This is a genomic window from Micromonospora sp. CV4, from assembly GCF_003667455.1.
GTDB lineage: Bacteria > Actinomycetota > Actinomycetes > Mycobacteriales > Micromonosporaceae > Micromonospora.
This window is the reverse complement of the sequence record NZ_RCVI01000292.1, coordinates 1-22,744: the sequence shown is the minus strand read 5'-3', so window position 1 is coordinate 22,744 and position 22,744 is coordinate 1. Positions and strand designations below refer to the sequence as shown.

General features: G+C 73.2%; 22 protein-coding genes and 1 riboswitch. Of the genes, 7 read left to right on the top strand and 15 right to left on the bottom strand.

What is annotated here, in order from left to right; all coding sequences use genetic code 11:
• Positions 1-178 precede the first annotated feature (178 nt).
• The 6 genes from EAD98_RS19825 to EAD98_RS19800 all read right to left on the bottom strand — a co-directional run bounded on the left by EAD98_RS19825 (position 179) and on the right by EAD98_RS19800 (position 5,793).
• Positions 179-1,060 carry a PspA/IM30 family protein gene (locus EAD98_RS19825; RefSeq protein ID WP_121655541.1) on the bottom strand — a complete coding sequence of 294 codons (882 nt, stop codon included), beginning with the start codon at positions 1,058-1,060 and terminating at the stop codon, positions 179-181.
• Positions 1,061-1,258: 198 nt separating this feature from the next.
• Entirely contained in the window at positions 1,259-1,717 is a 459-nt protein-coding gene (locus EAD98_RS19820) for a helix-turn-helix domain-containing protein (protein ID WP_121655540.1), read from the bottom strand.
• Positions 1,718-1,869: 152 nt separating this feature from the next.
• Positions 1,870-2,469: a CinA family protein gene (locus tag EAD98_RS19815; RefSeq protein WP_121655539.1), complete on the bottom strand. Its 600-nt coding sequence runs from the start codon at positions 2,467-2,469 to the stop codon at positions 1,870-1,872.
• A 132-nt stretch (positions 2,470-2,601) separates the two neighbouring features.
• The gene (pgsA, locus tag EAD98_RS19810) at positions 2,602-3,192 is read right to left on the bottom strand and encodes a CDP-diacylglycerol--glycerol-3-phosphate 3-phosphatidyltransferase (RefSeq protein ID WP_121655538.1); all 591 of its coding nucleotides are present in this window, start codon (positions 3,190-3,192) and stop codon (positions 2,602-2,604) included.
• 77 nt (positions 3,193-3,269) lie between these two features.
• Positions 3,270-4,769, bottom strand: a complete 1,500-nt coding sequence (gene rimO, locus EAD98_RS19805; RefSeq protein WP_121655537.1) for a 30S ribosomal protein S12 methylthiotransferase RimO — start codon at positions 4,767-4,769, stop codon at positions 3,270-3,272.
• A gap of 85 nt (positions 4,770-4,854) precedes the next feature.
• Complete coding sequence (locus tag EAD98_RS19800) at positions 4,855-5,793, bottom strand: ornithine cyclodeaminase family protein (protein ID WP_121655544.1); 939 nt, start codon at positions 5,791-5,793, stop codon at positions 4,855-4,857.
• A gap of 135 nt (positions 5,794-5,928) precedes the next feature.
• Positions 5,929-5,991, top strand: a riboswitch (guanidine-III (ykkC-III) riboswitch).
• A 59-nt stretch (positions 5,992-6,050) separates the two neighbouring features.
• Here EAD98_RS19800 and EAD98_RS19795 point away from each other — a divergent pair.
• Positions 6,051-6,365, top strand: coding sequence for a multidrug efflux SMR transporter (locus EAD98_RS19795; RefSeq protein ID WP_121655536.1), 315 nt, complete (start codon positions 6,051-6,053; stop codon positions 6,363-6,365).
• Positions 6,366-6,461: 96 nt separating this feature from the next.
• On the opposite strand, the gene EAD98_RS19790 is transcribed toward EAD98_RS19795, so the two are convergent.
• Entirely contained in the window at positions 6,462-8,918 is a 2,457-nt protein-coding gene (locus EAD98_RS19790; protein ID WP_121655535.1) for a DNA translocase FtsK, read from the bottom strand.
• Positions 8,919-9,031: 113 nt separating this feature from the next.
• On the opposite strand from EAD98_RS19790, the gene EAD98_RS19785 reads away from it, so the two are divergent.
• Together EAD98_RS19785 and EAD98_RS19780 are read left to right on the top strand one after the other, a co-directional pair.
• Positions 9,032-9,511: a YbjN domain-containing protein gene (locus EAD98_RS19785; RefSeq protein WP_121655534.1), complete on the top strand. Its 480-nt coding sequence runs from the start codon at positions 9,032-9,034 to the stop codon at positions 9,509-9,511.
• Entirely contained in the window at positions 9,508-11,190 is a 1,683-nt protein-coding gene (locus tag EAD98_RS19780; RefSeq protein ID WP_121655533.1) for a YbjN domain-containing protein, read from the top strand. The genes EAD98_RS19785 and EAD98_RS19780 overlap by 4 nt, the downstream gene beginning before the upstream one ends.
• Positions 11,191-11,246: 56 nt before the next feature.
• Here EAD98_RS19780 and EAD98_RS19775 read toward each other — a convergent pair whose 3' ends face one another.
• The 5 genes from EAD98_RS19775 to EAD98_RS19755 form a co-directional block, all read right to left on the bottom strand.
• Entirely contained in the window at positions 11,247-12,935 is a 1,689-nt protein-coding gene (locus tag EAD98_RS19775) for a ribonuclease J (protein ID WP_121655532.1), read from the bottom strand.
• Between the two features lie 52 nt (positions 12,936-12,987).
• Positions 12,988-13,914, bottom strand: coding sequence for a 4-hydroxy-tetrahydrodipicolinate synthase (dapA, locus tag EAD98_RS19770; protein WP_121655531.1), 927 nt, complete (start codon positions 13,912-13,914; stop codon positions 12,988-12,990).
• Between the two features lie 47 nt (positions 13,915-13,961).
• A complete protein-coding gene (gene thyX, locus EAD98_RS19765) occupies positions 13,962-14,702 on the bottom strand; it encodes an FAD-dependent thymidylate synthase (protein ID WP_121655543.1) in 741 nt (246 codons plus the stop codon).
• 159 nt (positions 14,703-14,861) lie between these two features.
• Complete coding sequence (locus EAD98_RS19760) at positions 14,862-15,491, bottom strand: DUF2752 domain-containing protein (RefSeq protein ID WP_121655542.1); 630 nt, start codon at positions 15,489-15,491, stop codon at positions 14,862-14,864.
• A 4-nt stretch (positions 15,492-15,495) separates the two neighbouring features.
• The gene (locus tag EAD98_RS19755) at positions 15,496-16,725 is read right to left on the bottom strand and encodes a winged helix-turn-helix domain-containing protein (RefSeq protein ID WP_121655530.1); all 1,230 of its coding nucleotides are present in this window, start codon (positions 16,723-16,725) and stop codon (positions 15,496-15,498) included.
• Between the two features lie 80 nt (positions 16,726-16,805).
• Between EAD98_RS19755 and EAD98_RS19750 the strand changes: the two genes are divergently transcribed.
• Positions 16,806-17,357 (top strand): GNAT family N-acetyltransferase, encoded by a 552-nt coding sequence (locus EAD98_RS19750; protein ID WP_121655529.1) that lies wholly within the window; start codon positions 16,806-16,808, stop codon positions 17,355-17,357.
• On the opposite strand, the gene EAD98_RS19745 is transcribed toward EAD98_RS19750, so the two are convergent.
• Positions 17,256-18,530: a glycosyltransferase 87 family protein gene (locus EAD98_RS19745; protein ID WP_121655528.1), complete on the bottom strand. Its 1,275-nt coding sequence runs from the start codon at positions 18,528-18,530 to the stop codon at positions 17,256-17,258. The genes EAD98_RS19750 and EAD98_RS19745 overlap by 102 nt on opposite strands.
• Before the next feature lie 35 nt (positions 18,531-18,565).
• On the opposite strand from EAD98_RS19745, the gene EAD98_RS19740 reads away from it, so the two are divergent.
• The 3 genes from EAD98_RS19740 to EAD98_RS19730 all read left to right on the top strand — a co-directional run bounded on the left by EAD98_RS19740 (position 18,566) and on the right by EAD98_RS19730 (position 20,675).
• A complete protein-coding gene (locus EAD98_RS19740) occupies positions 18,566-19,162 on the top strand; it encodes a GNAT family N-acetyltransferase (protein ID WP_121655527.1) in 597 nt (198 codons plus the stop codon).
• A gap of 81 nt (positions 19,163-19,243) precedes the next feature.
• Entirely contained in the window at positions 19,244-20,218 is a 975-nt protein-coding gene (locus tag EAD98_RS19735; protein WP_121655526.1) for a sigma-70 family RNA polymerase sigma factor, read from the top strand.
• 76 nt (positions 20,219-20,294) lie between these two features.
• Complete coding sequence (locus EAD98_RS19730) at positions 20,295-20,675, top strand: VOC family protein (RefSeq protein WP_121655525.1); 381 nt, start codon at positions 20,295-20,297, stop codon at positions 20,673-20,675.
• A gap of 42 nt (positions 20,676-20,717) precedes the next feature.
• Here the strand turns inward: EAD98_RS19730 and EAD98_RS19725 are convergent, their stop codons facing one another.
• Complete coding sequence (locus EAD98_RS19725; RefSeq protein WP_121655524.1) at positions 20,718-21,605, bottom strand: carbohydrate ABC transporter permease; 888 nt, start codon at positions 21,603-21,605, stop codon at positions 20,718-20,720.
• 1 nt (position 21,606) lies between these two features.
• A complete protein-coding gene (locus EAD98_RS19720) occupies positions 21,607-22,728 on the bottom strand; it encodes a carbohydrate ABC transporter permease (protein ID WP_121655523.1) in 1,122 nt (373 codons plus the stop codon).
• Positions 22,729-22,744: the final 16 nt, after the last annotated feature.

Here is a 22,744-nt window from a genome sequence, read left to right as displayed (position 1 = left end):
GCGCCGGCCCAGGCCGCGTCGGGCAGACCGAGGCCGGCGTACGGGGTCAGCACGGCCGCAGCGCCGCCGAGCCCACCGGCCAGCACGCTCCACCGCCGGGCGGACCGGCGCAGCCGGCCCAACCGACGGAAGTACCGCGTCCGCTCGTCTGCCACTGTGACCTCCTCGGACCGGTCGTTCAGCCGGCGGCGGTCGGGTCGCCGGTGCCCCGTTCGCGAGCCATGCTGGCTCGAAGCTCGTCCAGCCGGGCAGCGGCGGCCGGGTCGCTGGCCGGGCCGGCCGCGCCGGTCTTCTCGCCCTGCGGCACGGCCGGTCGCTGCGCCGCGCCGCCGAGCTGTTCCCCGGCCATGCTGGACCGGATCTGCTCCAGCCGGGCCGAGCCGGCCGAGTCGATGGTCGCCTTCTGAATCTCCATCATCCGGCCCTCGACCGAGTTTCCGGCCAGTTCCGCGCGACCCATCGCGTTGGCGTAGCGCCGCTCGATGCGGTCGCGGACCTCGTCCAGGGACGGGGTGGTGCCGGGTGCGGTCAGCGACGACATCGACTCCAGCGAGCGGGCCACCGTCTCCTGCATCTTGGCCTGCTCCAGCTGGCTGAGCAGCTTGGTGCGCTCGGCGAGCTTCTGCTGGAGGATCATCGAGTTGTTCTCCACCGCCCGGCGGGCCTGCGCGGCCGCGCCCAGCGCCTGGTCGTGCAGGGTCTTCAGGTCCTCGGTGGCCTGCTCGGCGGAGACCAACTGGGTGGCCAGGGTCTGTGCGGACTGCTCGAACCGCCCGGCCTCGGTCTCGTCACCCTTGGCCCGAGCCTGGTCGGCGAGCACCAGGGCCTGCCGGGCGTTGCCCTGCAACCGCTCGACCTCGGACATCTGCCGGGACAGCTTCATCTCCAGCTGACGCTGGTTGCCGATCACCGCGGCAGCCTGCTGAACCAGCGCCTGGTGCTGGCGCTGGGCATCCTCGATGGCCTGCTGAATCTGCACCTTGGGATCGGCGTGCTCGTCGATCTTGGCACCGAAGAGCGCCATCAGGTAGTTCCAGCCCTTGACGAACGGGTTCGCCATCTCCGCCGTATCCCCTCAGTAGCGTCGCTCCACCGCGGCCCGACCGGATAACGGCCGGCCGCGACCCGGCCGGTCTCCATCGTCCCAGCCGGAGGCCAATGAGGCATCCGTACCGGGCGGTCGACGGCACCGGCAGCTCCTGCGGGCAACCCTACGCGGCCGGGGCCAACTCGCCCATGGTCAACCGGAGGGACGGGCTCAGGCGGCGCAGACCACATCCCGGTCGCGCTCGGTGGGACGGACCCGGGTGCTGCGCAGCGTGGCCTTGAGCGGGGACTCCTGGCGAACCGAGACGGCGACCTTGCCGTCGGAGGTGACCTGACGGACGCCCCGGCTGGTGTTCCGGCGAACGGCGGGGGCGGCGCCGACGGGCACGGCCTCGGCCGACTCGTCCTGCATCGGGACCAGCACCCCGGGCATCTGCTCGGCGAGCGCCACCGTGTCGCTGACCTCGCGCAGCAGCTCGGACAGGCGGGCGCCGAGCGCGTCGCAGATCGCGGCGAGCAGCTCGCTGGACGGCTCCTTGTGCCCGCGTTCGATCTCGGAGAGGTAACCGAGGCTGACGTTGGCGGCGGTGGACACCTCGCGCAGGGTGCGCTGCTGCCCCTGCCGGCGCGCCCGCAGTGCGTCACCGATCACCCGGCGTAGCAGGACCATCGCACCTCCCCCTGAGGGATACCTCTCGCCCGGCGTCCCGCAGCCGGTCGCGGCGGACCGCGCCGGCCCCGAGCGCCGAAGCCTTCCCGCAACCGTACCCGGTGTGGGCCCGGGCGACATCCCGCCCCGCCCGTCGGTTCGCCCGGGACGGCTCACCGTCGCCCCGCCCCGGCCGTTCCCGCCTCGGCGACGCTGCCGGCACCCGGCGCGTCCGCGGCGTCCGCGTCCGCGGCATCTGCGTCGTGGATCCGCTCGGCGAGCAGCCGCAACGCCTCGGTCACCGCCGTCGAGCGGACGTGGTCCCGGCCGCCGTCCAGGTCGAGCTGGCGCACCTCACCGCCGTCCGGGCCGGCGACCGCGACGTAGACCAGACCGACCGGCTTGCCGTCCTGCGGCTCGGGACCGGCGACCCCGGTGGTGGCGAGCCCCCAGTCCGCGCCGCAGCGCTGCCGGCCACCCTCGGCGAGCGCCGCCGCCACGTCCGGGTCCACGGGCCCCCGCTCGTCCAGCAGCTCAGCCGGTACGCCGGCCAGCTCGGCCTTCAGCTCGGTGGCGTAGACCACCAGCCCACCCCGGTAGACCCCGCTCACTCCGGCGATCTCCACGATCGAGGCGGCGAGCAGCCCACCGGTGAGCGACTCGACCGTGGCCAGCGTCTCGTGCCTCTGCGACAGGCTGTGCACCACGCCCGCGGCCGGACTACCGACCTCCGGGCTGCCCACCGGCCGTTCCCGACCCTCGTCCCGCTCCATACACCCGTCCTTCCCCACCCGTCCCTACCCAACCCTCCCCGACCGGTCCCGTCGATCATGAAGTTGTTGCCCCGACACGCCGCGCCGGACGGCGCTGACTTCAGAATCGACAGGGCAGCGCGGGGGGTGGGGTCAGCGGGGGCGGCGGAGGCGGAGGGCCTGGGCTATGTAATCGAAGCCGGTGGCGACGGTGACCAGGACGGCGGCGGCCATGATCCAGGGACCCACGGCGGCGAGAGCGGCCGGCATCGGCCACAGGTACCAGGCGATGGCCAGGATCTGGAGCGCAGTCTTGATCTTGCCGCCGCGGCTGGCCGCGATAACGCCGTGCCGGATCACCCAGAACCGCAGCCCGGTGATGCCCAGCTCACGGACGAGGATCAGCGCGGTCACCCACCAGGGCAGCCGGTCGTACCAGGAGAGCAGCACCAGGGCGGCGCCGGTGAGCGCCTTGTCGGCGATCGGGTCGGCCACCTTGCCGACCGAGGTGACCAGCCCGAACCGGCGGGCGATCCAACCGTCCACCAGGTCGGTCGCGGAGGCCACCGCGAAGATCAGGCACGCGGCCATCCGCCAGCCGGCGTGGCTCATCGCGGACATGATCACCGAGGCGGCGAATACCGGCACCAGCACCAGCCGCAACGCGGTCAGCGCGTTGGCCGCGTTGAGCACCGGCACCCCGGGAACCACCCGGGGCGGCGTCGACTCCGTCGCCCCGGTCACCGCCTCGCCCCACTCGGGCAGCCGGGGCGTTCCCGATACCGCACCACCTGGCTCCCCCGCTCCGTTCGGGCCCGCCGTCACCGTGCCGCGCCGGGCGCCGCCGAGATCATCTCATCCGGCACGGCGAGCAGGTCCACCCCTTCGGTGCCGGTCACCCTGGCCCGCACCAGGTCACCCGGGCGCAGCGCGGCCAGGTCGACCCCGCCCTCGACCGGGGCGACCAGAGTCGTCGAGCCGTCCACCTCCGGCGCCTGGTGCGCCGCCCGGCCCTCCACGACACCATCGGCGATCGAGTCGACCAGCACCTCGACGGTCGAGCCGAGCCGATCCTCGGCCCGCTGCGAGCACAGCTCGTCGGCGAGCGCGCTGAGTCGGTCGTAGCGCCGCTTGATCGTCGCGGCGGAGACCTTGCCGGTCAGCCCGGCGGCCTCGGTGCCGTCCTCGTCGCTGTAGTCGAACATGCCGATCGCGTCGAGCCGGGCCTCGGTCAGGAAGCGGACCAGCTCGTCGACGTCGGCGCGGGTCTCGCCGGGGAAGCCGACGATGAAGTTGCTCCGGGCGCCCGCCTCCGGGGCCAACGCCCGGGCGCTGGCCAGCAGCTCCAGGAACCGGTCGGTGGAGCCGAACCGGCGCATCCGGCGCAGCACCGGCTCGCTGGAGTGCTGGAACGACAGGTCGAAGTACGGGGCAACGCCCGGCGTGCCGGCGATCGCCTCGACCAGCCCGGGCCGGGTCTCGGCCGGCTGGAGGTAGCTCACCCGGACCCGGACGATGCCGGACACCGCGGCGAACTGCGGGAGCAGCTTCTCCAGCGCCCGGGGATCGCCCAGATCCTTGCCGTAGGAGGTGGAGTTCTCGCTGACCAGCACCAGCTCCCGGACGCCGGACTTGGCCAGCCACTCCGCCTCGGCGAGCAGCTCGTCCGGGGTACGCGAGACGAACGCCCCGCGGAAGGCCGGAATGGCACAGAACGCGCAGCGACGGTCGCAGCCGCTGGCCAGCTTCAGCGAGGCGACCGGGCCGGTGTCCAGCCGGCGGCGCAGCACCTGACGCAGGTGCGCCGGGGTGTGCTCGTCGGTGTCGACGGCCGCGCGGGTCGGGGTGCCGTGCCCGGGCAGCGACACCGCGGCGTCGCGCCGCTGCACCGGGGTCAGCGGCAGCAGCTCCCGCCGGTCCCGGGGAGTGTGCGCGGTGACCTGCTCGCCGGCGACGACCGCGTTCAGTCGGGCGGCGATGTCCGGGTAGTCGTCGAAGCTCAGCACCGCCTGCGCCTCGGGCAGGCTGTCGGCCAGCTCCCGGCCGTACCGCTCGGCCATGCAGCCGGCGGCGACCACCTTGGCGCCGGCACCGGCGGCGGCGAGCAGGGTCTGGATCGAGTCCTGCTTGGCCTTCTCCACGAAGCCGCAGGTGTTCACGACCACCACGTCGGCGCCCTCACCGTCCGTGGTCACCTGCCAGCCGTCGGCGTGCAGGCGGGCGGCCAGCTCCTCCGAGTCGACCTCGTTGCGGGCACAGCCCAGGGTGAGCAGGGCTACGCGACGGCCCTCGGCAGCTGAAGGGGAGGTGGGAGACACCATCCGAGGGTACCGGGCCGGCCGGGGGAGCCCACGCACGCGGGCCGCTGGCACCACGGGCGCACCGCTGCGGGCCACTTCGCTCAGCTCAGCCGGCAGCCGGCCAGCGTGCGACTGCGCCCACGCGGGTCAGCGCGTCGAGCAGGAAGACCTCCGTGCCGGCCAGGCCGGTGGAGCAGAAGACGGAGAGCTGGTCCGCGGTGGTCCGGCCGGGGACGGCGCCGGCCAGGATGCCACCCAGGTCGCGCAGCCGCCCGGCGTACGGGGGCGTGGCGGCGAGCATCGGCGGCTGGTAGTCCGCCGCCTGGGCCGGCGAGTCGGTGACCAGCAGGTCGGCGGCGTCGAGCAGGTCGGCGCCGAACTCGCTGCGATCGCGCTGCTTGAAGCCGACCGCATTGACGTGCGTGCCGGGGCTGAGGTCGGCGGCTCGCAGCACCGGGGTCGGGCTGGTGGTGGCGAGCACCACCATGTCCCGCCCGGTCACTGCCGCACCGGGGTCGGCCACCGCGCGGGCCGGCACACCCAGCTCGGCGCGGACCCGGGCGGCGAAGGCGTCCCGCCGAGCGGAGGAGCGGCTGTGCACCACCACCTCACGCAGTGGGCGGACGGCGGCAGCGGCCCAGACCTGGGTCCACGCCTGCCGGCCGGAGCCGATCACGCCGAGGGTGGCCGCGTCCGGTCGGGCCAGCGCGTCGATCGCCACACCACCCAGCCCTCCGGTACGCCGGGAGCCCAGCTCCTCGCCCACCGCGACCGCCCGGATCGCGCCCGTGCGGGCGTCGTGCAGCACCACCAGCTGTTCGCCCTGCGGATGGCCGAAGGTGTCGTAGGAGCGGAAGCCGTACCACTCGCCGACCAGGTGCCCGGCGGTGAGCACCATCCGCCCACCGCCGAGCGGGGCGGCGGCCCGGGGCGGGGCGACCAGCCGCCCCTCGTACGCGGCCAGCAGGGCGCCGCGCATGGCGTCGACCGTGGTGGCGGCGTCCAGCACGGCGGCGACCTCGGGGTCGGCGTAGAGCAGGGTCATGACGGCCATACTGCAAGTTGAAGTGAGGTGCAGGTCAACGCGAGGTGGTGGGGGTCACCGCGTCGTCGGCGGACCGCTCCGCCGGACCGTACCGTCACCGGCCGGAGGCGGTGCTAGCGTCGATGCCGGTGGCCCGGTTCGCCCGCGGCCGCTCCGGACGAGTGGTGGGCGTACCCGGTCAGGCCAAGACGCCCCGCGTGACGTGCAGTTTCCACTCGTCCCGGCGCGAGAGCCGGGCGCTTTCCGTGAGGTGAACGATGGCCTGGCTGGTACTGGTGATCTCGGGACTGCTGGAGGCGGCCTGGGCCATCGCCCTGGACCGCAGCGCCGGCTTCAGCCGGCTGATCCCGACGCTGGTGTTCGCGGTGACCCTGGTGCTCAGCATGGGCGGGCTGGCGTACGCGCTGCGGGACATCCCGGTCGGCACCGGGTACGCCGTCTGGGTCGGCATCGGCGCGGTCGGCACCGCCCTGGTCGGAATGCTGGCGCTCGGCGAGTCGGCGAGCCTGCCCCGGATCCTGTGCCTGGTGCTGGTGGTGGCCGGAGTCGTCGGCCTGAAGATCTTCCACTGATCTTCGGCGTGCTCGGCGTGATCGCCGGCATCGTCGGTGCGCTACTTCTTCCGCGACGGGCCCGCCGGACACCGGCGGGCCCGTCGCGTTGCCCGGTCAGTCCCCGTCGCCGCGCAGGCCGGCGAGGACCTCCTCCAGCTCGTCCGGCTTGATCAGCACGTCGCGGGCCTTGGAACCCTCCGAGGGCCCGACCACGCCGCGGGTCTCCATCAGGTCCATCAGCCGGCCCGCCTTGGCGAAGCCGACCCGCAGCTTGCGCTGGAGCATCGAGGTGGAGCCGAACTGCGAGGTGACCACCAGCTCGACCGCCTGCGTCAGCAGGTCGAGGTCGTCGCCGATGTCCTCGTCGATCTTCTTCTTGGTGTCCTGTGCGGGGGTCAGCACGTCCTTGCGGAACTCCGGCTCGCGCTGGTCCTTGCAGAACTTCACCACGTCGGCGATCTCGCGCTCGGTGACCCAGGCGCCCTGGATCCGGACCGGCTTGGAGGCGCCCATCGGCAGGAAGAGCCCGTCACCGCGGCCGAGCAGCTTCTCCGCGCCCGGCTGGTCGAGGATGACCCGCGAGTCGGCCAGCGAGGAGGTGGCGAACGCCAGCCGGGACGGCACGTTCGCCTTGATCAGGCCGGTCACCACGTCGACCGAGGGGCGCTGGGTGGCCAGCACCAGGTGGATGCCCGCCGCCCGGGCCAGCTGGGTGATCCGGACGACCGAGTCCTCCACGTCGCGCGGCGCGACCATCATCAGGTCGGCCAGCTCGTCCACGATCACCAGCAGGTACGGGTACGGGCGCATCTCCCGTTCGCTGCCGGGCGGCGCCTTGATCTCGCCGTTGCGGACCTTGCGGTTGAAGTCGTCGATGTGCCGGACCCCGTTGGCGGCGAGGTCGTCGTAGCGCATGTCCATCTCACGGACGACCCAGTCCAGCGAGTCGGCCGCCTTCTTCGCGTTGGTCACGATGGGCGTGACCAGGTGCGGGATGCCCTCGTAGCCGGTCATCTCGACCCGCTTCGGGTCGATCAGCAGCAGCCGCACCTCGTCCGGGGTGGCCCGGGTGAGGATGGACACCAGCAGGGTGTTGAGGCACGACGACTTGCCGGCGCCGGTCGCGCCGGCGATGAGGATGTGCGGCATCTTCGCGAGGTTGGCCACCACGTAGCCGCCCTCGATGTCCTTGCCGAGCGCCACCACCATCGGGTGGTGGTCGCTGGTCGCCGCCCGCGAACGCAGCACGTCGCCGAGTGCCACGTTCTCCGGGTCGGCGTTGGGGATCTCCACGCCGACCGCGCTCTTGCCCGGGATCGGGCTGAGGATCCGCACGTCCGGCGACTTCACCGCGTACGCGATGTTGCGGGAGAGCTGGGTGATCCGTTCGACCTTGACGCCGTGCCCCAGCTCCACTTCGTACCGGGTGACCGTCGGACCCCGGGTGAACCCGGTGACCGCGGCGTCCACGTCGAACTGGTCGAACACCCCGGTCAGCGCGGCGATCACCTCGTCGTTGGCCTTGCTGCGGGTCTTCGCGGCGGCGCCGGCGCTGAGCATGTTGGCCGGCGGCAGGGTGTAGTCGCCGGCCAGCCCGGTCAACGCGAGCTGCTCGGCCCGGGTCGGCGCGGGCGAGTGCTCCGGCGGCTCGGCCGGCTTGCGGCTGGCCGGCACCTTCGGCGGCGCCTTGCGCGGGAGCACCATCGTCTCCTGGAGGTCGGCGCCGTCCAGGTCGTCGAAGTCGTCCGGGTCCACCGGCGGCGGCATCCGCTTCGCCGGCCGCTTGCGCGCCGGCCGGAGGACCGTCTCGTCCGTCTCCTCCTCGGTGGCGTCCGGCGAGGTCGCCAGGCCGCCGGCGAGCAGGCCCAACCGCTCGGGGATCTTGTTGATCGGCGTCGCGGTGACCACGAGCAGGCCGAAGAGGAGCAGCAGGATCAGCAGCGGCACCGCGACCCACGCGGTGACCGCGCGCTCCAGCAGGCCGCCGACACCGGCGCCGACCAGGCCGCCGGCGAAGTCTCGCTGCACCGGGTCGACCGGGTCCTGACCGATCTGGAGCAGCGCGGCGGTCGACACGAGCAGTGAGCCCCAGCCGATCAGCCCCCGGCCCCGGTGCGCCGGATCGGCCGGCTGGCGCATCAACCGCCAGGCCCCGATCATCAGCAGCACCGGCACGACCACGGAGATCGCGCCCAGGAAGAGTCGCACGGTGTCGGCCAGCCGCGCGCCGACCGGGCCCGCCCCGGAGAGCCAGAGCGCGACGGCGCTGAGCAGGGCGAGGCCGAACAGCAGCAGCCCGGCGCCGTCGCGGCGGTGTTCGGGGTCGAGGTCGCGGGCGGAGGCGGCCTGCCGGCCGGCGGCCCGCACCGCCCAGCCCATCCCGTGCGCCAACCCCATCCACAGTGCACCGACCGCGCGGCCCACGTAGACGGCCGGGCCCGGCCGGGCGGCCGCCGTGCGGCGCCGAACCGGCGCCCGGGTCTTCTTCGCCGGTTGACGGGCACGACTGTTGGTGCCACCGCGCGGCGACGCGCCGCGTCGCCGGCTCGCCTGAGAGGTACGGCCCGCCATAGAGTCACGGTAACGGCGGGACCCGGCAGATCGCCGCTTTTCCGGGTCGTGTCCGCGCGTCGCAGCACGGACCGCGCCGCCGGCCGTGATATCCGCCTCAGAAGGGATGCCCGATGGCGTCGCCGGGATTCGAGGACGGTCCGGACGATCCGCTGGCCGGGCACCCCGACGCGTTGCGTCCGCTGACCGGCGAACTGGTCGCGGCGGTGCTCGCCGCACGCGGCCGGTCGGTGGGTCGAGCTGTCAACGGCGACCTGGTGGGCCGCTTCGACGACAACCTGATCTGGTTCCTGCGCCTCGGCGGGGACGGCGAGCTGCTCCAGGTCCGCACGCTGGTCGCGCCGACCTTCCCCATCGAGCAGGTGCCCGCGCTGTACGCCTTCTGCAACTCGTGGAACCACGACCGGCTCTGGCCGAAGGCGTTCGTGCACGTCGACGACGACGGCCGGGCCCGCGTCTGCGGTGAGGTGATCACCGATCTGGAGCGCGGGGTGACCCCGCACCAGCTGGACCAATTGCTCGACTGTGGCATCTCGGCCGGCTGCCAGCTCGCCGTGGCGGTCGGCCGGTTGCCCGGAGCGGTGCCGGCATGACCGGCCGGGAGGAGTCCACGAGCAGCCGGACCGACGATCCCGGCGCTCCGGGCGCCGGGCCCGCCGACCGGGTCGCCGTCCGTCGCGTTCCGGCGCTGGTGACCGCTCTCACCGACGCCCGGGACCTGCCCGACGGGCCGGGCCGGCTGCTGGCCCTGGAACGGCTTGCCGAGCGGGCGGACGCGGCCGGGGACGCGCGGACGGCGGTGGAGGCCCGCTTCGCGCTGATCGAGGCGTACCTGCTGCACGGGGAGCGGTGGCGGCTGGTCGAGCCGGTACGGCGCTCCCGGGCCGCCGCCGACCGGTGGCCCGAGCTGCTCAGCGACGCCGAAGCCGGTCTACTGCTGCGCTACCAGCGGTACGCCGTGGAGGCGCTGCTCGGCACCCCCCGGGTCGGGTTGGACCAGACCCGTTCCCTCCTGGACGACCTGGCCCGCCGGGTCGACGCGGACGGGCCCGACGCCCCGACCGTCGCGGAGCTGCGCTGCCGGATCGCCGACCACCTCGGCGACGAGCCCACCGCCCGCCACTGGTACCAGCGGTGGGCGGGGAAGCGTCCCGGGCCGACCGGCGGTTGCCCGGGCTGCGCCCCGGCCCGACGCGCGGAGCTGCTCGCCGGCTGGGGCGAGGGGCCAGCCGCGCTCGCCGAGCTGCGGGAGGGCGCCGGCGAGCCGGAGGACTGCACCGACCAGCCCGAGCGGGCGCTGGTCGCGGAGCTGCTGCCCGCCCTCCGTGCCGGCGAGCCGGAGCGGGCGGCGGCGGCGCACGTGCGGGCGTACCGGCGGCACCGGCACGAACGTGCGGCCTTTCCGCACCTCGCGGCGCACCTGCGGTTCTGCGCGCTGGGCGGGCAACCGGAACGCGGGCTGGAGATTCTCGCCGAGCAGCTGCCCCGGTTGGACCGTCCCACCGACGACCTCGCCGCGATGGAGTTCGCCGCCGCCGGGGCGCTGGTCTGCGGGCTGGCTGTCGAGGCCGGCCTGGGCGGGCGGTCGGTGCGCCGCCCCGCGTACGGCGACCGGCCGGCCACCGAGCCGGACGTGGCCACGCTCGGCGCGCTGCTGGTCGGGGTCGCCGGCGAACTGGCCGGCAGCTTCGACGCCCGCAACGGCACCGGCCACCACTCCGGCCGGATCGCCGCCTGGCTGGCCGAGCGCCCGGTCGCGAAACCGGTGCCGCTGCCCGCCGACGAGCCCGTTGAGGAGTCCGGTGAGGAGTCCGGCGACGCCACCGTGACCGGGGACGAACCGAACGGTGACGGGCCGGTCGAGGGTGAGCTGGTGGCGCTGACCCTCGACGTGATCACGGCGGCGTTGGACCGGCGCGGCGACCGGTACCTGGTGGACGAGGGCGGCACGGTGGTCGGCCGATGGGGTGCCGCGGTGATCCAGTTTCGTCGGGCCGGCGAGCGGGGCGAGGTGCTGCACACCCGGGCGATGGCCGTCCGCCGGCTGCCGGTGGCGCGGCGGGCGGAGGCGTACGCCTTCTGCAACGCGTGGAACCATGACCGGCTGCTGCCCAAGGCGTACGCGCACGATCTCGGCGAGGAGCTGGTGCTGGCCGGCGACGTGGCCACCGACCTGGCGCACGGGGTGGCCCCGGCGCAGTTACTGGTGCTGGTGGACGCCGCCATCGCCACCGGCGTCGCGTACGCCGAGGCTGTGGCCGCGCTCCCCTGACCGAAAGCGACGCCCGCCGGCACACGAGGTGCGGGCGGGCGTCGCGACGCGCGGTGTCAGACCTCGACGACGGTGGGCACGATCATCGGCCGACGCCGGTACGCGTCGTTCACCCACCGCCCCACGGTCCGCCGGACGATCTGCTGGAGCTGGTGCGGGTCGGTGATGCCGTCCGCGGCCGCCCGGTTCAGCGCCTCGGTGACCAGCGGGATCACCGGGTTGAAGGCCTCCGGGTCCTCGGAGAAACCCTTCGCGGACAGGGTCGGGCCGGCGACCACCTTGCCGGTGACCGAGTCGACGACCACTGTGGTGGCGATGAAGCCGCCGTCGCCGAGGATCCGCCGCTCGGTCAGCAGGGACTCGCTGACGTCGCCGACCGCGAGGCCGTCGACGTAGACGTACCGGCTCTTCACGTGGCCCACCAGGCTGGCCCGGCCCTCGACGAGGTCGACCACGTCGCCGTCCTCGCAGAGCACCACCCGGTCGGCGGCCACCCCGGACTCGACGCCGAGGCGGGCGTGCGCACGCAGGTGGCGCCACTCGCCGTGCACCGGCATCAGGTTGCTGGGTCGGACCACGTTGAGCAGGTAGAGCAGCTCACCGGCCGGGGCGTGCCCGGAGACGTGCACCTTGGCCACGTCCTTGTGCACGACCACCGCGCCGGCGCGGGCCAACCGGTTGATCACCCGGTAGACCGAGGTCTCGTTGCCCGGCACCAGCGAGGAGGCCAGCACGACGGTGTCGCCGGGGGCGATGGTGATGTGCCGGTGGTCGCCGCTGGCCATCCGGCCCAGCGCGCTCATCGGCTCGCCCTGCGACCCGGTGGACATCAGCACGATCTGCTCGGGCGGCAGCGTGGTCGCCTCTTCGATCCCGATGACCAGGCCGGCCGGGATGTTGAGCAGGCCGAGGTCCCGCGCGATGCCCATGTTGCGGACCATCGACCGGCCGATCAGCGCCACCTTGCGGCCGTGCTCCGCGGCGGAGTCGAAGACCTGCTGCACCCGGTGCACGTGCGAGGCGAACGAGGCCACGATGATCCGGCCCTTCGCCTTCGCGAAGATCGAGTCGAGCACCGGCCCGATCTCCCGCTCCGGGGTGACGAAGCCGGGGATCTCCGCGTTGGTGGAGTCGGACAGCAGCAGGTCGACGCCCTCGGCGCCGAGCCGGGCGAAACCGGCCAGGTCGGTGATCCGGCCGTCCAGCGGGAGCTGGTCCATCTTGAAGTCGCCGGTGTGCAGCACCAGGCCGGCCGGGGTGCGGATGGCCACGGCCAGGGCGTCCGGGATGGAGTGGTTGACCGCGAAGAACTCGCACTCGAACGGGCCGAGTCGCTCCCGGCCGCCCTCCCGCACGGTCAGCGTGTACGGCTGAATCCGCCGCTCGGCCAGCTTCGCCTCGACCAGGGCGAGGGTGAACTGCGAACCGACCAGCGGGATGTCCGGCTTGTGGGCGAGCAGGTAGGGCACCGCGCCGATGTGGTCCTCGTGGCCGTGGGTCAGCACGATCGCCTGGACGTCGGCCAGTCGGTCCAGGATCGGGCCGAAGTCGGGCAGGATCAGGTCCACGCCCGGCTGCTCGACGTCGGGGAAGAGCACCCCGCAGTCGACGATCAGCAACTTGCCGTCGTATTCGAAGACGGTCATGTTCCGACCGATGGCGCCGAGCCCGCCGAGCGGGATGATCCGCAGGCCACCTTCCGGCAGCGGCGGGGGCAGTTCCGCCTCGATGTGCGCCTCGGTCACGCGTTCACCTCATTCTGCGACGCCATCACTCGGCGCCCATCGTGTCGTTCGGTCATTCGGGCAGCTCCAGGCCCGCTGCCGCGAAGTCCGCGCGCAGCTGGGCGATCTCGTCGTCGGTGGCGTCCACCAGCGGGGGTCGCACCGGGCCGGCCGGCAGGCCGAGCGAGGCCAGGCCCGCCTTCACCAGGATGGTGCCCTGGGTGCGGAAGATGCCGGTGAACAGCGGCAGCAGCCGCCGGTGCAGGGCCAGCGCGGCCGGCATGTCCCCCGCGTCGTACGCCTCGATCATCTGTGCGGTCAGCGCCCCGGTGAAGTGCGTGGAGGTGCCGACCAGGCCAACGCTGCCGACGGCCAGCGCCGGCAGGGTGAGCGCGTCCTCGCCGCTGTAGAAGGCGAGGCCCGTCCGGCTGGTCACCCAGCTGGTGGCGGTCAGGTCACCCTTGGCGTCCTTGACCGCGACGATCCGGCCGTGCTCGGCGAGCCGGACCAGCGTCTCGGTCTCGATCGGCACGCCGGAGCGGTGCGGGATGTCGTACAGCATCACCGGCAGGCCGGTCGCGTCGGCCACCGCCGTGAAGTGCCGCAGCAGACCGCTCTGCGGCGGCTTGTTGTAGTACGGGGTGACCACCAGCAGGCCGTGCGCACCCGCCTTCTCGGCGGCGGCGGCCAGCTCGATGGTGTGCCGGGTGTCGTTGGTGCCGACCCCGGCGACCACCTTGGCGCGGTCACCGACGGCCTCCGCCACGGCCCGGATCAGGCGCTCCTTCTCCGCGTCGGTGGTCGTCGGCGACTCACCGGTGGTGCCGTTGACCACCAGCGCGTCGTTGCCCTGCTCGTCGACCAGGTGGCTCGCCAGGCGGGCGGCGCCGTCGAGGTCGAGCGAGCCGTCGGGAGTGAACGGGCTCACCATGGCCGTGAGCAGCCGCCCGAAGGGGCGGGACACCGGTCGGGTGGCGGCGTCAGGGTGGTCGTGCGTCATACCCCCCAACCTAGCGGACGACCAGCCGGGGCCCGCCGGGGAAGGCCTCAGGACGCCTCGTGCGGGCTGGCCGCCACCTCGGTGCCGTCCGGCAGGGTGGAGATCACGAAGTCGGCGAACACGTTCGGGGCGACCCCCTGCAACTGGCGCAGGCACTCCACGGCCAGCTCACGGATCTCGACGTCGGCCTGTTCGGTGGCCCGCATCGCGATGAAGTGCCGCCACGCCCGGTAGTTGCCGGTGACCACGATCCGGGTCTCGGTGGCGTTGGGCAGCACCGCGCGGGCCGCCTGCCGGGCCTGCTTGCGGCGCAGCGTCGGGTTCGGCTCGTCGGAGAAGCGCTGCTCCAGCCCCTCCAGCAGCTCGTTGTACGCGCGCACGCTCGCCTCGGCGGCCTCCACGAAGCGCTTGTGCAGCTCCGGGTCGTCGGCGATCACCGTCGGTTCGACCATGGCCGCGTCCCGCTCCGGGACGTACCGCTGGGAGAGCTGCGAGTACGAGAAGTGCCGGTGCCGGATCAGCTCATGGGTGAAGGAGCGGGACACCCCGGTGAAGTAGAAGGTGACCGAGCCGTGCTCCAGCACCGAGAGGTGCCCGACCTCGAGGATGTGCGCCAGGTAGCCGGCGTTGGTGGCGGTCGCCGGGTTCGGCTTCTTCCACGACTGGTAGCAGGCCCGGCCGGCGAACTCGGCGAGTGCCTGGCCACCGTCCGCGTCGGTCGACCACGGCACGTCGTCCGGGGCCGCGAACTGGGTCCACGCGATCAACTTGACCTGGGGCTGCACCATCTCCGGCATGCCTGGGACTGTAGTGGCGCAGCCCCTTCCGGCCCAACTCAGGCGCGCCCCTTGCAATGTCGATCACTCAGGCAGCGTCGGAGCCGACGACACCTCTGGGTGTGGGCGGCGTCCGCGAATCGTCCCAGGGGCCGGCGGACGGGCGGAGGGTCAGACGTAGAGCGAGGTGAACGGCGCCCAGGGCAGGTTGCGCAGCACCGAGAAGGCGAGCCACGCCGCCAGGAAGCCGCCGATGACCTTGGAGCTGATCCGCAGCTCGGGCAGCCGCCAGCCGAACGCCTGGTTGCCCGCCCAGGCCACGAAGAGGTACGCCAGGAACGGCAGCGCGAAGACGAACAGGAAGTGGTGCCGGGCGGCGGCGGGCAGGTCGGCGTGCAGCACGTACCAGAGCGCGCGGGTGCCGCCGCAGCCTGGACAGTCGAGCCCGGTGGTCAGCTTGAGCAGGCAGGTCGGAGTGGCGTCCGGAGCGGCGTGGGTCGGGTCGCTGAGCAGCGTGTAACCCATGCCGGCGGCGACGCAGCCGACCGCGGCCAGCGGCACCGCCCACCGTGGCGAACGCTCGTAGAGCCGCAGCACGAAGCGGGTGAGCCGGTCCGGTTCGGGGACCGGGTAGCCGCCCGGCGGGCTCGTCGGCCAGCCCTCCGGACCGGTGCCGGCAGCACCGGCCGCCGGGTCGGCGGTGACCGTCGGGGTCGACGCGACCGGATGGGCGTCCGGCCACGGGTCGACCGCACCGGGCGCGGGCTGCGGCTGGTCGGCCGGTCCGGGAGCGCTCGTCACGCGCTCACGGTACACCGGACACGCCGGCCAACGCGGCGGTGAGCGGACCGGCCAGGTCGCCGGCCGCGGGCGGCGCCACCGCGTCCAGCCCGAGCCAGCCGGCGAGCCGGTACAGCTCGGCGGCGAGCGCCACCGCGGTCTCCCCCGGGTCGGCGCCCGGCTCGACCCACGCGGCCGGCACCAGCAGCACCCCGGCCCTGCGGTCGGCCTTCAGGTCGACCCGGGCGGTGAACCGGTCGCCCTGGAGGAAGGGCAGCACGTAGTAGCCGTACACCCTCTGCGGCGCCGGGACGTAGATCTCGATCCGGTAGGTCAGGTCGAAGAGCCGCTCGGTGCGGCCACGTTCCCAGATCAGCGGGTCGAACGGGCTGACCAGCGTGTTGCCCCGGACCCAGCGCGGCAGCCGGGCGCTCGCGTGCAGCCAGGCCGGCTGGCGCCAGCCCGGCACGGTGACCGGCACCAGCTCACCGGCCTCGGCCAGCTCCGCGACGGCCTGGCGGGCACCGGCCAGCGGCAGCCGGAAGTAGTCGCGCAGCTCCGGCTCGGCGGCCACGCCGAGCGACCGCGCGGCGAGAGCCACCAGGGTGCGGTACGCCTCGGCGTCGGTCGGGGTCGGCGCCGCCAGCACGGCGGCGGGCAGCACCCGCTCGGGCAGGTCGTAGCGGCGGGCGAAGGAGGTGGTGCGTTCCGCGGCGGCCACCTCGCCGGCCCAGAACAGGTATTCCAACGCGCGCTTCACCGCCGACCAGTTCCACCCCCAGTTGCCGGTCTCCCGAGGCGCGTCGTGCTCGATCTCGGCGGCGGTCAACGGACCACGAGCGGCCACCTCGTCGCGCACCCAGGCGACCAGCTCCGGCTGCTCCTGCGCGATCCGTCGCATGCCACCCCAGGACTCGCTGTGCGCGCGGGCCATCCGCCAGCGCAGCATCGGGTGCAGCCCGACCGGGACCAGCGACGCCTCGTGCCCCCAGTATTCGAACAGCTCCCGTGGGCGGCGGTAGGCGGCCTGGTCGAGCAGCGTGGTCGGGTACGGCCCGAGCCGGCTGTAGAGCGGCAGGTAGTGCGCGCGTTGCAGCACGTTGACCGAATCCATCTGGATCAGCCCGACCCGGTCGAGCACCCGGCGCAGGTGTCGACGGGTGGGCAGCCCGGTCGGCGCCGGGTCGGCGAAGCCCTGGGCGGCGAGCGCCACCCGCCGGGCCTGGGCGAGCGAGAGTGATTCCGGTGCGGCCATCGTCGGCGACCTTAAATCATCGGTACGACGCCGGTGCGGGAAGCTGGACTCGGACCGTCACCGGGGCATAGAACGGTGCAATGCTGACCATCCGCCGGGAGGAGCCGGACGACGCCGAGGCGGTCGCCCGGGTGCACGTGCACGGCTGGCAGTCGGGCTACGCGGGCATCATGCCGGACGAGGTGCTCGGACGGCTCAACGTGCTGGCCTGGGCGCAGCGCCGCCGCGACGTCGGCACCGCCGACCCCGAGCATCCGTTCACCACCCTGCTCGGCGAGGTGGACGGGCTGGTGGTCGGCTTCACCACCTTCGGGCCGTACCGCCGCAACCAGGACCGCGACGACCTGGACCCGGCGGTCGGCGAGGTGCTGGCGCTCTACGTGGAGCCGGGGTGCTGGGGCGACGGCACCGCCGCCGCGCTGCTGGCCGCCGCCCGGGCCGGGCTCATCGAGCGGGGCTGGACCGGCTACCGGCTGTGGGTGCTGGCGGAGAACCGGCGGGCCCGCCGGTTCTACGAGCGGGCCGGGTTGTCACCGGACGGTGAACGGTCGACCTACCAGGTGCCGCTCGCCGGTGGGTGCCCGCCGGTCGGACTGGTCGAGCTGCGGTACACCGGGAGCCTCGACGACTGACCCGCTCGGCGTCAGCCACCGGCGGATCGGCAGGAAGGCCAGCAGCGCCAGGCTGATCCAGACGTAGGCGTTGCTCCCCACGAAGCCGTCGACGCCGGTGAAGTCCTTCTCCCAGAACCAGACGGTCCGGCTGATCAGCAACACGTACCCGACGGTCGCCGCGGCCAGCAGGACCCACCGCCGGTTACCGGACGGCGCGGCCATCGCGTTGTCGACCAGCAGGATCAGCGCGGGCAGCAGCCAGACCAGGTGATGCACCCAGGTGACCGGGCTGACCAGACACATCACCGCACCGGTCAGCGCCAGGCCGGTCGCCTCGTCGCCCACCGCGACGGCCGCCCGGGACCGCCAGGCCCAGAGCGCCAGGGTGCCGAGCACCAGCAGCAGCCAGAGCAGGGTGCTCGGGTGCTCCGGGTCGAGCCGGGCCACCACCCCGCGCAGCGACTGGTTGGAGACGAACGCCAACTCGCCCACCCGACCGGTGTTCCACAGCGCCTCGGTCCAGAACTCGCGGGAGGCGTCCGGAAAGAGCGCGCCGGCCAGCAGCGACACCCCGGCGGCGGCGCCGCTGGCGGTGAGCGCCGCCCGCCATCGCCCCGTCACCAGCAGGTAGACGATGAAGATGCCCGGGGTCAGCTTGATCGCGGTCGCCAACCCGATGCCCACCCCGGCCCACCGGTTGCCGGAGGGCAGCAGCCGCAGCAGGTCCACGGCGACCAGGAAGAGCAGCAACGTGTTGACCTGGCCGAAGTTGACCGTCTCCCGCATCGGCTCGAACGCGGCGGCCAGGCAGAGCGCCACAGCGAGGGCGAACCACCGGGTCCAGCCGGCCCGACGGGCGATCGGGTCGACCAGCCACCAGATCAGCACCGTGGTGGTGACCACGCTGGCGAGGACGCTCACCACGATCGCGGCCGTCCACGGCAGGTACGCCATCGGCAGCATGACCAGCGCGGCGAACGGCGGATAGGTGAAGCCGTACTGGGTGCCCGGCTTGAGATAGTCGTAGATCTCGCCGCCGTCGTGCACCCACCAGGTCAACGCGCCGTAGTAGACCTTCAGGTCGAAGAAGCCGTGCCGGACGGCCGCGACCGCGAGGAACGCGGTGACCGCCGCGGCGAGCGCCACCACCCCGACGACCTGCGCGGCCGTCCTGTTGGCACCCTGCGCCACCGTCGCCTCCCTGGCCCTGCGTAGGCTTCCGTCCCATGGCTCTCGGGTACGTCCGCCCGGCGCGTCCCGAGGACGCCGGCGAGATCGCACGCATTCAGCTCGCGACCTGGCGGGTCGCGTACCGCCGGATCCTGCCTCGGCACGTGCTCGACAACCTGGACGAGGCGTTCCTCGCCCGGCGGTGGAGCGCCGCGGTGCAGGAGCCGCCCTCGGGCGCGCACCGGGTGCTGGTCGCCGTCGAACAGGCCGAGCAATCGTATCTGGTGGGGTTCGCCGCCTCCGGCCCGGCCGACGCCGAGGCCCTCGCTCCGGGCGAGCCGGCCGAGGCGCTCGGCCCGGACGTGGCCGCGGTGACCGACCTGCTGGTCGAGCCGCGCTGGGGTCGGCGTGGGCACGGCAGCCGGCTGCTCGCCGCCGCCGTCGACCTGTGGCGGGAGGACGGGCTGAGCCGGGCGGTGGCCTGGGCGTTCGAGGGCGACGAGGCGACCCGCAAGTTCCTCACCAGCACCGGCTGGGAGCCCGACGGCGCGGCCCGCGCGCTGGACGTCGACGACATGTTGGTGCCGCAGGTGCGCCTGCACGTGGCCGTCCCGGCCGAGAAGGTGCCGGCGGACGACCAGCCCGGCGACTGACGCGCGATCCGGCCGGGGTGGGGCGGCGCGTCCGGGCCGTCACGCGTGCCGATGTCGCAGGGGTCGCCTACGGTCGGCGTCATGAGCGCAGCGACCGCGCCGGTGACGGCGCCGAACGCGGACGGCCGGCTGGAGGAGTTCCGGGTCGAGCTGACCGGCTACTGCTACCGGATGCTCGGCTCGCTGTACGACGCCGAGGACGCCGTGCAGGAGACGCTGCTGCGGGCCTGGCGCGGGTGGGACGGCTTCGACGGCCGGTCCAGCCCGCGCACCTGGCTCTACCGGATCGCCACCAACGTCTGCCTCGATCTGCTGCGCGGTCGCCGACGGCGGGCCCTGCCGATGGACCTCGGCGATCCCTCGTCCCCGGTGGCCACGGCGCTCGGCGATCCCGAGGCCGGCTGGGTGGAGCCCGCTCCGGACGCGGCGGTGCTGCCGGCGGCGGCCGATCCCGCCGAGCTGACGGTCGTTCGGGAGTCGGTCCGGTTGGCGTTCGTCGCCGCGCTGCAGCACCTGCCGGCCCGGCAGCGCGCGGTGCTGATCCTGCGGGACGTGCTGCGGTGGCGGGCCGAGGAGGTCGCCGGCCTGCTCGACACCACCGTGCCGGCGGTCAACAGCGCGCTGCAACGAGCCCGGGCCACGCTGGCCGACCGGGTCGGTGACGCTCCGGGCCGGCCGCTGGATCGGGCGCACCGCGACCTGCTCGACCGCTACGTGCGGGTCTTCGAGCGCTACGACGTCGACGCCCTGGTGGGCCTGCTGCGCGCCGACGCCGTCCAGAGCATGCCGCCCTACCGGATGTGGCTGCGCGGCGCGGACGACATCGGCCGCTGGCTGGTGGGGCCGGGCGCCGGCTGCCGCGGTTCCCGGCTCATCCGGGTGGCGGCGAACGGCGGTCCGGCCCTGGCGCAGTACCGGCGCGACCCGGCGGGCGGGCACCGGCCGTTCTCGATCCAGCTTCTCGAGGTCGTCGACGGCCGGATCGCCCGCCTCACCCACTACCTCGACCCGGGGCTCTTCCCACGCTTCGGCCTGCCCGACCACCTCGATCCCTGATCATGGGCCGGTCGGGCGATGAGTTCCGGCCGACGACGACGTCCACCCCTCGTACGCCGACAACGAGGAGATCACCGTGTTCACAGACACCAAGGCGTTCAGCGGGTTCTCGGTGGACGACACCGGCCGCGCCGAACGGTTCTACGGCGAGACGCTCGGCCTGCGGGTCACCCGGGACGACGCGATGGGCGGGTTGCTGACCCTGCACATCGCCGGGGACCGGCCCGTCCTGGTCTATCCGAAGGACGACCACGCTCCCGCGACCTACACGGTGCTCAACTTCCCGGTCGACGACATCGACCGGGCGGTCGACGAGCTGCTCGCGCGGGGGGTCCACTTCGCCCGCTACGACGGTATGCCGCAGGACGAGAAGGGGGTCATGCGCGGCCAGGGGCCGGCCATCGCCTGGTTCACCGACCCGGCCGGCAACATCCTGTCCGTCCTGGAGCAGAGCTGACCGCTGTGGCGGCTCCGTCGTCGGAGCCGCCCCACCGGTCGGTCAGCCCTTGTCCGAGCCGTCGTTGGCATCCCGGACGAAGTACCGCTGGAACACCACGAAGATGATCGCGACGGGGATGGTGGCCAGCAGCGCCGCGCCCAGCTTGAGCGGATACTGGGTGCCCTTGCCGAGCGAGCCGCTGACCAGGTCGGCCAGCCCACGCGGCAGGGTGAACAGGTCCGGGTCCTGCACCGACACGAGGCTGTGCGGAAACTCGTTCCACGAGCCCTGGAACGACAGGATGGTCAGGGTGATCAGCGCCGGTTTCGCCATCGGCAGCACCACCGACCAGAAGGTGCGGAAGATGCTCGCCCCGTCGATCCGGGCGGCCTCCTCCACGCTCAACGGGATCGACTCGAAGAACTGCTTCATGATGAACACGCCCGCCGCGTCGGCCAGCAGCGGCACCACCAGACCGGCGTAGCTGTTGTAGATGCCGAGCTGGTTGAGCACCAGGAACTTCGGGATCAGCAGCACCACTCCGGGCACCGCCAGCACCGCGATGACCGCGGCGAACAGCCCGCCGCGTCCCCGGAACCGCAGTCGCGCCAACGCGTACCCGGCGAGCGAGTCGAAGAACACCCGACCGAGGGTGACGAGCACCGTCACCAGCAGCGAGTTGCCCAGCCAGAGCGGGAAGTTGGTGCCGGCGAAGATCCGCTCGAAGCCGGCCAACGTGAGCGGGTCCGGGAACGGCGAGAGCGGGTTGGCCGCCGCGTCGGGCTCGGTCTTGAGCGAATTGCCGATCTGGATGACGAACGGGTAGAGGAACACCAGCCCGAAGAAGATCAGCGTCGCGTACCCCAGGAAGCGGGTGGCCAGGGTGCGGGCCGCGCGCTGCTCGCGGCGCGCGGGCGCCGCCGCCGGGCGGTCGGTCAGCACGGCCATCTCAGGACCTCTCCGGTACGCGCCGACGCCGCCAGCCTCGCCGCGGCCGGTCGGTGTCCCGCTCGGCCAGCGCCCGGCGTTGGATCAACGTGAGCACGATGATGATCAGGAACAGCACGAACGAGATCGCCGCGCCCGAGCCGTAGTCGAAGTCCCGGAAGGCGGTCCGGTACGACAGGTAGGCCGGGGTCAGCGTGGTCTTGGCCGGGTCTCCCTGGCTCATCACGTACACCTGGTCGAAGACCTGCCAGGAGCCGATCAGGCCGAGGGTGAGCACCAGGAAGGTGGTCGGCCTGATCAGCGGCAGGGTGACGTGCCGGAACCGCTGCCACCGGGACGCGCCGTCGAGGGTGCTCGCCTCGTCCAGCGCCACCGGCACGTTCTGCAGGCCGGCCAGGAACATCAGCATGAAGGTGCCGGAGGTGGTCCAGATGACCAACGTGATGATCGACATCATCGCCACGCTGGGTCCGGCCAGCCAGTCCCACCAGCTCAGCCCCAACGGCCCGCCGTCGGCCAGCGCCGCCGGCGGCGAGTCGACGCCGACCACGCCGAACAGCAGGTGCAGCACGCCCCGCGAGTCGGCGAACCACTCCGGTCCGTCGATGCCCAGGACGCTGAGCAGCGCGTTGACCGCGCCGGAGTTGGCGAACAGGAACAGGAACACCACGCTGATCGCGACCGAGCTGGTGACCGAGGGGAAGTAGAAGGCGCTGCGGAAGAAGCTCTTGCCCTTGAGCATCCGGTTGTTGACGACCAGCGCCAGGCCGAGCGCGAGCGCGGTCTGCGCCGGCACCACGATCGCCACGTAGTAGATGTTGTTGCGGATGCTGGTCATGAAGTCGCGGCGGGCCAGCCCGTCCTCGGTGAACAACTGGGTGTAGTTGTGCCCGCCGACGAACGGCACGTCGCCGGTGAACGGGCTGCCCTGGCCGTTCCAGTCGGTCAGGCTGACCCAGAACGCCATCAGGATCGGCAGCAGCAGGAACAGCCCCAGAATGACGATCACCGGCGCGACGAAGAGCCATCCGGCGACGTTCTCGTTGCTGCGGATGCCGCCCCGGCGCCGGCGCGGGCCTCCCCCGGACGCGGTCGCCACGGCGTTCAGTGTTTCGGTTGCCATCTCCCCTCCCTCCCTC

Coding starts and splice junctions, on each gene's coding strand:
- EAD98_RS19735 (WP_121655526.1), top strand. CDS start 19,244: ATGAGCGCAGCGACCGCGCCGGTGACGGCGCCGAACGCGGACGGCCGG.
- dapA (WP_121655531.1), bottom strand. CDS start 13,914: ATGACGCACGACCACCCTGACGCCGCCACCCGACCGGTGTCCCGCCCC.
- EAD98_RS19800 (WP_121655544.1), bottom strand. CDS start 5,793: ATGACCCTGCTCTACGCCGACCCCGAGGTCGCCGCCGTGCTGGACGCC.
- EAD98_RS19825 (WP_121655541.1), bottom strand. CDS start 1,060: ATGGCGAACCCGTTCGTCAAGGGCTGGAACTACCTGATGGCGCTCTTC.
- EAD98_RS19755 (WP_121655530.1), bottom strand. CDS start 16,725: ATGGCCGCACCGGAATCACTCTCGCTCGCCCAGGCCCGGCGGGTGGCG.
- EAD98_RS19725 (WP_121655524.1), bottom strand. CDS start 21,605: ATGGCCGTGCTGACCGACCGCCCGGCGGCGGCGCCCGCGCGCCGCGAG.
- EAD98_RS19750 (WP_121655529.1), top strand. CDS start 16,806: ATGCTGACCATCCGCCGGGAGGAGCCGGACGACGCCGAGGCGGTCGCC.
- EAD98_RS19740 (WP_121655527.1), top strand. CDS start 18,566: ATGGCTCTCGGGTACGTCCGCCCGGCGCGTCCCGAGGACGCCGGCGAG.
- EAD98_RS19795 (WP_121655536.1), top strand. CDS start 6,051: ATGGCCTGGCTGGTACTGGTGATCTCGGGACTGCTGGAGGCGGCCTGG.
- EAD98_RS19720 (WP_121655523.1), bottom strand. CDS start 22,728: ATGGCAACCGAAACACTGAACGCCGTGGCGACCGCGTCCGGGGGAGGC.
- rimO (WP_121655537.1), bottom strand. CDS start 4,769: ATGGTGTCTCCCACCTCCCCTTCAGCTGCCGAGGGCCGTCGCGTAGCC.
- thyX (WP_121655543.1), bottom strand. CDS start 14,702: ATGGTGCAGCCCCAGGTCAAGTTGATCGCGTGGACCCAGTTCGCGGCC.
- EAD98_RS19820 (WP_121655540.1), bottom strand. CDS start 1,717: ATGGTCCTGCTACGCCGGGTGATCGGTGACGCACTGCGGGCGCGCCGG.
- EAD98_RS19790 (WP_121655535.1), bottom strand. CDS start 8,918: ATGGCGGGCCGTACCTCTCAGGCGAGCCGGCGACGCGGCGCGTCGCCG.
- EAD98_RS19815 (WP_121655539.1), bottom strand. CDS start 2,469: ATGGAGCGGGACGAGGGTCGGGAACGGCCGGTGGGCAGCCCGGAGGTC.
- EAD98_RS19780 (WP_121655533.1), top strand. CDS start 9,508: ATGACCGGCCGGGAGGAGTCCACGAGCAGCCGGACCGACGATCCCGGC.
- EAD98_RS19785 (WP_121655534.1), top strand. CDS start 9,032: ATGGCGTCGCCGGGATTCGAGGACGGTCCGGACGATCCGCTGGCCGGG.